The organism is Inquilinus limosus MP06, assembly GCF_000767795.1.
Classification (GTDB): Bacteria; Pseudomonadota; Alphaproteobacteria; order DSM-16000; family Inquilinaceae; genus Inquilinus; species Inquilinus limosus_E.
Genome location: NZ_JANX01000205.1, coordinates 1 through 9,726, shown reverse-complemented (window position 1 = coordinate 9,726; position 9,726 = coordinate 1). Strand labels below are relative to the sequence as shown.

At 66.6% G+C, this 9,726-nt stretch carries 9 protein-coding genes and 1 pseudogene; 3 read left to right on the top strand and 7 right to left on the bottom strand.

All coding sequences use genetic code 11. The annotated features are described in order from the left end of the window. Positions 1 to 303, bottom strand: a 303-nt coding sequence (locus P409_RS16850; RefSeq protein WP_034839714.1) for a hypothetical protein, incomplete at its 3' end; no start/stop codon positions are given. Positions 304 to 932: 629 nt separating this feature from the next. On the opposite strand from P409_RS16850, the gene P409_RS36285 reads away from it, so the two are divergent. Further along, positions 933 to 2,060, top strand: coding sequence for a LecA/PA-IL family lectin (locus P409_RS36285; protein ID WP_052120790.1), 1,128 nt, complete (start codon positions 933 to 935; stop codon positions 2,058 to 2,060). A gap of 51 nt (positions 2,061 to 2,111) precedes the next feature. Here P409_RS36285 and P409_RS37165 read toward each other — a convergent pair. Next, positions 2,112 to 2,276: pseudogene (locus tag P409_RS37165) on the bottom strand (mandelate racemase); the annotation flags it as partial. Between the two features lie 401 nt (positions 2,277 to 2,677). Here P409_RS37165 and P409_RS38015 point away from each other — a divergent pair. Continuing rightward, entirely contained in the window at positions 2,678 to 3,322 is a 645-nt protein-coding gene (locus P409_RS38015; RefSeq protein WP_152613421.1) for a hypothetical protein, read from the top strand. A gap of 232 nt (positions 3,323 to 3,554) precedes the next feature. Here P409_RS38015 and P409_RS16840 read toward each other — a convergent pair whose 3' ends face one another. After that, positions 3,555 to 4,718 carry a mandelate racemase/muconate lactonizing enzyme family protein gene (locus P409_RS16840; protein ID WP_034839711.1) on the bottom strand — a complete coding sequence of 388 codons (1,164 nt, stop codon included), beginning with the start codon at positions 4,716 to 4,718 and terminating at the stop codon, positions 3,555 to 3,557. A 46-nt stretch (positions 4,719 to 4,764) separates the two neighbouring features. After that, positions 4,765 to 5,373 (bottom strand): TetR/AcrR family transcriptional regulator, encoded by a 609-nt coding sequence (locus tag P409_RS16835; RefSeq protein ID WP_034839707.1) that lies wholly within the window; start codon positions 5,371 to 5,373, stop codon positions 4,765 to 4,767. A gap of 77 nt (positions 5,374 to 5,450) precedes the next feature. Between P409_RS16835 and P409_RS16830 the strand changes: the two genes are divergently transcribed. Continuing rightward, positions 5,451 to 6,065, top strand: coding sequence for an NAD(P)H-dependent oxidoreductase (locus tag P409_RS16830; protein ID WP_034839702.1), 615 nt, complete (start codon positions 5,451 to 5,453; stop codon positions 6,063 to 6,065). Between the two features lie 8 nt (positions 6,066 to 6,073). Here P409_RS16830 and P409_RS16825 read toward each other — a convergent pair whose 3' ends face one another. The 3 genes from P409_RS16825 to P409_RS40795 form a co-directional block, all read right to left on the bottom strand. Beyond that, complete coding sequence (locus tag P409_RS16825) at positions 6,074 to 7,750, bottom strand: response regulator (RefSeq protein WP_034839697.1); 1,677 nt, start codon at positions 7,748 to 7,750, stop codon at positions 6,074 to 6,076. After that, complete coding sequence (locus P409_RS16820) at positions 7,747 to 9,240, bottom strand: ATPase domain-containing protein (protein WP_034839718.1); 1,494 nt, start codon at positions 9,238 to 9,240, stop codon at positions 7,747 to 7,749. Before P409_RS16820 ends, P409_RS16825 begins: the two co-directional genes overlap by 4 nt. Positions 9,241 to 9,442: 202 nt before the next feature. Continuing rightward, a partial coding sequence (locus P409_RS40795; RefSeq protein WP_238578707.1) for a hypothetical protein occupies positions 9,443 to 9,726 on the bottom strand: 284 nt, incomplete at its 5' end.

Genomic DNA, 9,726 nt, shown 5'->3' with positions numbered 1-9,726 from the left:
CCGCCGCCGCCGCTCCTGCTCGCCGGACGCGATCCGCGCCTGCTTGCGCAGCAGATAGTCGCGCCGGATCCGCTCGGTCATCGCGATCGACAGCCGCACCGAGCGGGCGAGGCGGGACTGCATCAGCGGAAAGTCCGGCATCTCGGCGCCGCGCAGGATCTGCTCGTGCTCCCGCACGGTGGCCCGCATGGTGCGGATCTCGAGATCCACGATGTCGCGCAGCCGGTTCAGCGCCCACTCCGTCCAGTGCAGGTCGGGGTCGCCGGGCCGGGTCTCGCCGGAGGGAGTCTGCGCCTCATCCATGGAACATATCATGAACTTAGTTGCGCAGTTAAGCAATGAACATTGTGTTTACTGCGACCGCACGATCCCTGCCGTCATCGCGAGACGGCGAAGCCGGCGAAGCTGCGCACGCAATGACGATACCTGTGCACCGAAAAGGTCCCGCGGGAGAGGCAGGACGACTATGGCCGGGTGCCCTGGGGGCGGCTAGCCGGCTCCGGTCGACACGATCAAGAGCAACCGCATCATGATACCGACCCCTTCTCGGCACACAGCTTATATCGAAAATTGAACTCAATTTAATATCAATACAGATATTACAATTTTAACATTGGTATAGTCCAATTGTTAATGTCATTCGTATGTTGACTCATAAAATTTTGCTGCCCATATTCAGATTTACTAGTTATGGGACAACGTTCCCAGAAACTAGTACAGATACTCGGCAAAACTCTCATGAATGCCGGTTCTGTCGCTGCCGATTCAGGATGTCGGCACGAATCGCACACGGCATGCATCTGGGCCGCAGGCCTATCGGGCGAACACCTCGTTGCGGCTCGGTCAAACGGTGGACGTGCCATGGCACGGAGCTCGCGGAGAAGCCCGCGTCCCGTGGACACGTGCCGTCCGCCATCGAAGAGGAGACGAAGATGGCTGATCTCAAGAGGGTCGACCTGGTGGTGCTGATCGACACCAGCGACTCCATGAAGGACGAGGCCGAGGCCCTGAGCAAGGGCATGGTCACGGCGATCGAGGATGCCAAGAAGGCCTGCCCGTCCGACCTGCGGGTGCAGTTCCTCGGCATCGAGGGCACCTTCGCCAGCACCGAGTTCACCAAGACCGCCCGGGACTATCTGACCGGTATCGGCGTCGACGCCGCGGCGCTGACCGCGCGGGCGAAGGCCGGGGGCAAGGATTCCAGCGCCCAGGAGCAGATCGCCCAGACCGTGGCCGATGTCAGCCGGCATTTCGACTGGCGCACCGATGCCGAGCGCGCCCTGTTCGTGCTCGGCGACGAGAGCCTGGACGGCGGCGGCCTGACCATCGGCGCCAAGGCCGTCAAGCTGACCGACCGGGCGATCCAGGCCGCCGTCGACAACGAGGTCAAGGTCCATGCCTACCAGACCACGCTGCCGGCCCAGCCGACCCCGGAGCAGGAGGCGGCGCTGACCGCGGAGTACAAGCGCCTGGCCCTGCGCACCGGCGGCGAATATTACATCAACACCCAGGGCCTGGCCGATTTCGGCAAGGTGCTGCAGGACGCCATCTGCGCCAGCCGGATCCCGGCCGAGGACAGCATCAAGGACAAGGAGAAGGAGGCCGACGAGATCGAGGGCGGGGCGGCGTCTGGTCCCGCCGGCGGCCAGGCCGGAGGCGACAAGCCGGCGGCCCGGCCGACCCCATGGACAGGACAACTGTCGGCCAAGAACGAGGAAGGCATCAAGACCGGCGTCACGGTGAAGAAGGGCGACCGCCTGAGCATCCTCGCCTCCGGCTGGGCCAAGATGGGCCCCGACTGGCCCTGGCACGGACCGCAGGGCGACAAGAACCATCCGTACCAGACGCAGATGGAGTCCAGATATCTCCTGCCCACCACGGTCGGCGCGCTGCTCGCCCAGATCGGCTCGACCCTGCATTACATCGGCACCGGCGTCCTCGACTGGGAGGCTCCGGCCGATGGCGAGATCGTCTTCCGCTACAACGACATCGGCGGCGCCGGCGAGTTCGCCAACAATGACGGCGCCTTCGACATCACCATGAGGCTCGAACGCGCCTAGGCCCCGGGTGGAGGCGCCGGGGCGGCCTCTGGCGCCTCCACCACCCCGCCCCTACTCCGCCCGTGCCCGCATCACCGCGATCAGGTCGGACTTGCCCTCGAAGCTGATGCCCGGCAGGTCGGGCATGGTGATGTGGCCATCCTCGACCCGCACCCCGTCCGGGAAGCCGCCATAGGGCTGGAACAGGTCCGGATAGCTCTCATTGCCGCCGAGGCCGGCGCGGAGCCCAACTCCTCCAGCGCTGCATCGGCGACGGCCAGCCGCGGCTACATGTCCGCCGGCGGCCGGTATCGGCGGCACAGATCCGCCACCATCTCGGGCGCTGGCGCGGATTCGACCCGCTCGGTCAACTCCAGCCCGCTCCGGATACTCGCGGACCTCGAGGCGGAGGCAGGCATCCCGGCCATGCTGCCGACGGTCTCGCCGGGCCTGAGGACCAGATCCTAGCCCTCGATGCAATCGGGTTGCCGCAACCGAGAGCCCCGCAGTGTGGTGCCTGAAATGGATGTCGCGGTCCGCCTATTTCAACCGAAACCGTTATCCAGAAGCGGGTAATATTTTCGTATTTCTGCTGCTGGAAAATCGCATAAATCAATAATCACCGTGGAGTCAGAATCATGCCGGTCCGCGAGCAGGATATCCGCAGAATTTTCAACGACGCCCGCGCACATTATAAGGACGGTGAAAAGTCAACAAATAAACTATACGACCTGACCGCACCATCGGTTTACGACACTGACAAAATCGTATTTAAAGCCTTGAAGCGAGACTTCAACATACAGCTTTCCATACAGAAGGTTCATGAGAACCCTTTGCGAGTTGGGAATTACGATAACATCGGTGAAAAAATATACAAAGACAACGCCAAATACGGAAATTGCGTTGAAATGAACTGCTTGGCAGGCTATCTGATTCGCAGAGAATTTCCAACTGCCGATATTTGGGGGATCAGCATCACTCCACCGGGGGATCATTTTTTCGTGATCGTCAATGATCTTCCTTATGCAAGAAACATCACCGAGATGTCAGGCCTCCCCAGAGACACATCATCATTTGTGGTCGATGTCTGGATGAATATCTGTTGCCCGGCAGTCGACTACAAACTGAACGCACTCGTAAAGCTGAAGAACTGGAGTGCTGAAGGCAAGAGAATCACATCGTTCGTGGCAGGCGTGAACACGCAGTTTAGTCCTGACAGCAAAGAATACGTCAACGGCATGATGGATTCACAGCTATACGCAAGCAAGACAAACGCGGGCTAGCGTTGGCATTCGGGTGCGGCCGCCAACTTCAGGCCGATAGGGGATGCCCGGTTCGGAGCGGTCCGGACGGCGCCGAGCGCCGGCAGGAGGGCACGGAGCGGATGCAGGACGGCGGCCGGCGCGGCATCCGCGACGTCCCCGGGATCCCGTGCCATGATCCGGAAAGGTCCCGCGAGCGGGAGAGGCCGCGTGCCCGATGCCCGCGGCCACTTCCCAATCGCGGGCGAGAACCCTACTCCGCCAGCGCCCGCATCACCGCGATCAGGTCGGACTTGCCCTCGAAGCCGATGCCTGGCAGCTCGGGCATGGTGATGTGGCCGTCCTCGACCCGCACCCCGTCCGGGAAGCCGCCATAGGGCTGGAACAGGTCCGGATAACTCTCATTGCCGCCGAGGCCGAGGCCGGCGGCAAGATTCAGCGACATCTGGTGCCCGCCATGCGGGATGCAGCGCGACGGCGACCAGCCGAGCTGCGCCAGCACGTCGAGGGTGCGCAGATACTCGACCAGCCCGTAGGACAGGGCGCAGTCGAACTGCAGCCAGTCGCGGTCCGGCCGCATACCGCCATAGCGCAGCAGGTTGCGCGCGTCCTGGTGCGAGAACAGGTTCTCGCCGGTCGCCATCGGCCCGGGATAGAACTCCGCCAGCGCCGCCTGCAGCGCATAGTCCAGCGGGTCGCCCGCCTCCTCGTACCAGAACAGCGGATACTCCCGGAGCATCCTGGCGTAGGCGATGGCGGTCTCGAGGTCGAAGCGGCCATTGGCGTCGACCGCCAGCCGCGCCTCATCGCCGATCTCCGCCAGCACCGCCTCGATCCGGCCACGGTCCTCGGCGATCGTCGCGCCGCCGATCTTCATCTTCACGACGGTGTAGCCGCGGTCGAGATGGCCGCGCATCTCCGCCCGCAGCGCCGTGTTGTCCTTGCCGGGGTAGTAGTAGCCGCCGGCGGCGTAGACAAAGACCCGGGGATCGGCCGCGCGGCCCTGGCGCTGGGCCAGCAGGCGGAACAGGGGCTGGCCGGCGATCTTGGCGACCGCGTCCCACACCGCCATGTCGATGGTGCCGACCGCGACCGACCGCTCGCCATGCCCGCCCGGCTTCTCATTGGCCATCATCGCCGTCCAGATCCGGTGCGGGTCGAGATTGTCGCCGCTGTCGTCGAGCAGGCTCGCCGGCTCCGCCGCCAGGATGCGGTCGCGAAACCGCTCGCGGATCAGCCCGCCCTGGCCGTAGCGGCCGTTCGAGTTGAAGCCGTAGCCGACGACCCGGCGGCCGTCGCGCACCACGTCGGTGACCACCGCCACCAGGCTGGCCGTCATCTTCGAGAAATCGATATAGGCGTTGCGGATCGGGGAGGCGATCGGCTTCGTCACCTCCACGACATCGACGATGCGCATGCTGGCTTGCCCTTTCGTGCGGAATGGCCGGCCGTGCCGCCCGGCGTCACCCCCGACTCCTAGCAACCATCGCGACGATGGTCTCGGCCAATTCCGCCAGCGCCTCGGCGGCGGTGATCTCGCCATTGACCGCGGCGGCGGACAGGGCCTCGGCGGCGCCGAGCATGGCCCAGAGGCCGGCGGAGGCGATGGCGCCGGCCGGGGCGAAGGGGGCAAGGGCCGCGCGGCAGGTCTCGCGGAACGCCGCGTCGCATTCGCGCTTGACCCGCTCCAGCTCCGGCGAGCTGGTCAGCGCCGCGACCACGCCGGGGATCTCGCGGCCCTGGGCCAGCACGCAGTCGAGATAGGCGGCGGCGATCACCTCGGCCCGCCCCGCCAGCATCGGCGCATCCGTCGCCAGCGCGGCCTGCAGCCGGGCCGTCTGGCGATCGTCGAACTCCCGGTACAGCGCGATCAGCAGCCCGGTGCGGTCGCCGAAATGGTCGTAGACCACCGGCTTGGTGACGCCCGCCCGCTCAGCCAGCCGGCCGAGGGTCAGGGCCTCCGTCCCCTCCTCCCGGATCAGCGCCCAGGCGGCGTCCATCAGCTGGCGGTGCCGCTCCTCCCGCGACAGGCGGCGGCGCGGCTGCGGATCTCTCGCTGCGGTGCTTGACATAGGTATATACCAAAAGTAACTTACCAAAAGTATATAACGTTTCCCCTCTCCCCGCAATCACTGCAGGAGCTGCCGGCATGCACGCGCTCGTCGTCGTCTCGCACCCCGATCCCGCCTCGCTGACCCATGCCGCCGCCGCCCGCATCGCCGATGGCATCGCCCGCTCCGGCCACACCGCCGAGATCGCCGACCTTATGGCCGAGGGCTTCGACCCGCGCTTCACCGCGACCGACCATGCAGTCCATCTCAAGCAGGCAGTCGCCTCCACCGACGTGCTGGCCGAGCAGGCGCGGATCGACCACGCCGACGCGCTGGTGCTGGTCTATCCGGTCTACTGGTGGTCGATGCCCGGCCTGCTGAAGGGCTGGATCGACCGCGTCTTCTCGAATGGCTGGGCCTATGACGAGATCCCCGGAGGGAAGCTGGAGAAGATGCTGGGCCGCCTGCCGATCCATCTCGTCGGGCTCGGCGGCGCCAGCCGGGGCACCTATGAGCGGCACGGCTATTCCGGCGCGATGAAGACGCAGATCGACCACGGCATCTTCGACTTCTGCGGCGCCCCGGTCGCGACCTCGGAGCTGCTGCTGCCGCCGGACGCGGCGGATCCGGCCGATGTCCTGGAAGCCGCCCACACCCTCGGCCGCCGGCTGTTCGAGACGGCCCGCCGGCCGGAACCGGCCGACGCGGCCTGAGCGGGCGGCTATGACTTCGGCGCCGACGTCTCTCCAGGCAGCACCGACGCGATCTTCCTGGACAGATCCTCGTTGCCGAAGGGCTTGCCCAGGATCTGCGCGTCGGCGATGCCGGCAAGGGCGGCGCGGTCGACGAAGCCGGTGACGAACAGCAGCGGCAGGCCCGGCCGCCTCTGCCGGGCATGGCGCGCCAGTTCGGCGCCGTTCATGCCCGGCATGGCGAAGTCGACCACCATCAGCTGGATGCCGGGCTCGCTCTCCAGCAACTCCAGCGCGGCGCCGCCGCTGCCGGCCTCCAGCACGCTGTGCCCCAGCTCGCGCAGCATCGCCGCGGTGATCTCGCGAACCGCATTGTCGTCGTCCACCACCAGGATCCGGGCCGCCCGGACGGTCGCGGACGCCGCCGCCGGCAGCCCGTCCGGCGCCACGGCCGCCTCCCGGGTTCGCGGCAGGTAGATGCAGATCGCGGTGCCCTGGCCGGGTGCGGTGTCGATGCTCACGCCGCCGCCGGACTGCTTGGCAAAGCCCAGCACCTGGCTGAGGCCCAGGCCGGAGCCCTTGCCGACCTCCTTGGTGGTGAAGAAGGGCTCCAGCGCCTTGGCCCGCACCTCCTCCGTCATCCCGGTGCCGGTGTCCCTGACGCAGATCTCGACATAGTCGCCCGCCGCCGGCTGCTCCGGCGAGGCGGGCGGGCCGCGCGTGACATTGGCGGTGGTGACGCTGAGCGTGCCGCCCGATTCCATGGCATCGCGGGCGTTGATCGCCAGGTTCAGCACCGCCAGCTCGATCTGCGTCGGGTCGGCCAGCGCCAGCCACAGCCCGTCCGTCGCCCGGGTCTCGATCCGGATCCGGCCGCCCATCGTGCTCTGCAGCAGGTCGTGCATGTCGCGCAGCAGGACGTTCAGGTCGATGATCCGCGGCTCCAGCCGCTGGCGGCGGGAGAAGGCGAGCAGCTGGTCGGTCAGCTTGGCGCCGCGCTCCGCCGCGATCCGCATGTAGCCGAGCCGCCGCTCCATGGCGCCGTCGAGCCCGGCCTGGGCCAGCCCCCGCTCCAGGAAGGAGATGTTGCCCAGGATCACGGTCAGCAGGTTGTTGAAGTCGTGGGCCACGCCTGAGGTCAGCTGGCCGACGGCCTCGAGCCGCTGCATCTGGCGCAGGGTCGATTCCACCCGCTCGCGCTCGTCGATCTGGGCCAGCAGCTGGCGGTTGGCGGCGGCCAGCTCCGCCGTCCGCTCCTGCACCCGCGATTCCAGGTGCTCATTCAGCCGCCGGGCCTCGTATTGGCGCTGGCGGCCCCGCAGCGCGGTCTGCACCACGCTGACCAGCGTGGTCGGGTGGAACGGGCGCTCCAGGAAGGCGACATTTCCGAGCAGCCCGGTCATGCGGGCCGCTGTCGGGTTCCGCTCCAGCCCGCCGCCATGCCGGGTCAGCACCACGAAGGGGAAATCCGACCAGGGCGGCTGCGACGACACCCATCGCGTCAGCGGCGCGACATCGACACCGGCCAGAGCCTCCTCCGTCAGGATGGCCAGCTCGGCGCCCCGGCGGATCTCGGCGAGAAGATGCGCCAGATCCCGGCAGATCTCCACCTGGACGGACGCCTCCCGCAGGATGCCGCCGGCCACCTGCGCGTCGCGGCCCTGCGGCGCCAGGATCAGCGCCCGCTCCACGGATGGTGCGCTCATGCCTGGTCGAGCAGTGGTGCGGACTGTCCGACATAGGTGGGCACGCCGCGCAGCACCCCCTGGAACTCGGTCAGCGGCTCGCCGACCGCCAGGCCGCGCCCGTTGATGCGCAGCTCGCGGATCGTATCTTCATGCGCCCCGGTGCGCTTCTTGATCACCGAGATGGCGCGCCGGACCCGGCCGAACGCCTCGAAGTAACGCAGCATGATCACCGTATCGGCCAGGTAGGTGACATCGACCGTCTGCCGCATCTCGCCGACCATGCCGTGCTGGGCGATGGTCAGGAAGGTCGAGGCGCCACGCCGGTTCAGGTATTGCAGCAGCTCATGCAGATGCAGGGTGATGTGCTGCTCCTCCGACATCGCCGCCTGGTAGCCGTTGAGGCTGTCGATCGCCACCAGCCGGATGTTCTCGCGGTCGACGCTGCTGCGGACGCGGTGCGAGAACTCGCCGGGGCTGAGTTCGGCCGCGTCCATCTGCTCCACCACCAGCTTGCCGGCGTCGCGCATCGCAGCCAAGTCGATGCCCAATCCCTTGGCGCGGCTGAACAGCAGTCCCAGCTCCTCGTCGAAGACGAACAGTGCGGCGGTCTCGCCCCGCGCCACCGCGGCGGCGATGTATTGCAGCACCAGCATCGACTTGCCGGTGCCGGCCGGCCCGATGACCAGCGTGCTGGATCCTGCGGCCATGCCGCCGCCCAGCAGCGCGTCCAGTTCGGCGTTGCCGCTGCGCGTGACCTCGCTCATGAAGCCACGGCGATGCTCGGCCGCCACGAGGCGCGGGAACACCTCGACACCGCCGGTGGTGATGGTGAAGTCGTGATAGCCGCTGCGGAAAGGCTGGCCGCGGCATTTGACGATGCGCAGCCGTCGCCGCTCGCCCCCATAGATCGGCGCCAGCTGGTCGAGATGCACGACGCTGTGGGCGATACTGTGCACCGCGCGATCGGTGTTCTCGGTGGTCAGGTCGTCGAGCATGATCACCGTCGACCGGCTCTGTGAGAAGTAGTGCTTCAGCGCCAGGATCTGGCGGCGGTAGCGCAGCGAGCTCTGAGCCAGCAGGCGGATCTCCGACAGGCTGTCGATGACCACGCGCTGGGGCTTCAGCCGCTCGATCGCGTCGAAGATGCGCTCGACGGTTTCGCCGAGCTCGAGGTCGGACGAATAAAGCAGGCTCTGCTGCAGCTTCGGATCCAGCACGCTCTCGGGCGGGACCAGCTCGAAGATCTCGATCTCCGGCCCCACCGTCCACCCATGCGAGCGCACGCCATCGCGCAGCTCCTGCTCGGTTTCGGCCAGGCTGATATAGATGCCCTTCTCGCCTTCCGCGGCGCCGGCCAGCAGGAATTGCAGGGCGATCGTCGTCTTTCCCGTCCCCGGGTTGCCTTCCAGGAGATGAAGCCGGTTCCGGGCCCAGCCGCCATGCAAGGCTTCGTCGAGGCCGGCGATCCCGGCCCCCGCTCGCGGCAGAAATTCAAGCTTCGGATCCATCATCGGACGTTCGAAAGCTCCTGTGGTGCGCGCGGCGTTCGGGTGTTCACCCGAGCGAAGCGCCTCCATGCGGGAAAGTGAACATCGCCTCGGCCGGTGAAGTTCCTCGTCGAAGAACCGCAGACGGCACTCGCCTAGCCGAGTGCCCGCACAAGGGTATCACCCTAGAATCTTGATAATATTCCTAGTTATATAGTAATTATCAAACTGAACGGGAGGATTCGACATGATTCTCCAGACCATCCATCGGGGTACCGCCGACTCCACTTGGAACGACCGATCCGGACCGAGATGAAGTGCGTCTCGCCCCGGTCTCGACCCATGGGAATTGCGGGGCAAGAACCGGAGTGAGGCCCCCGATCGCCTCCGCCACCTTCCGCCGCATCCAATGACGAAGGGAGAGATCGATGGGCGTGTTGGCGGGCAAGGTGGCGGTCGTCGCCGGGGCCAGTTCCGGCATCGGCCGGGCGGCGGCGGTGCTGTTCG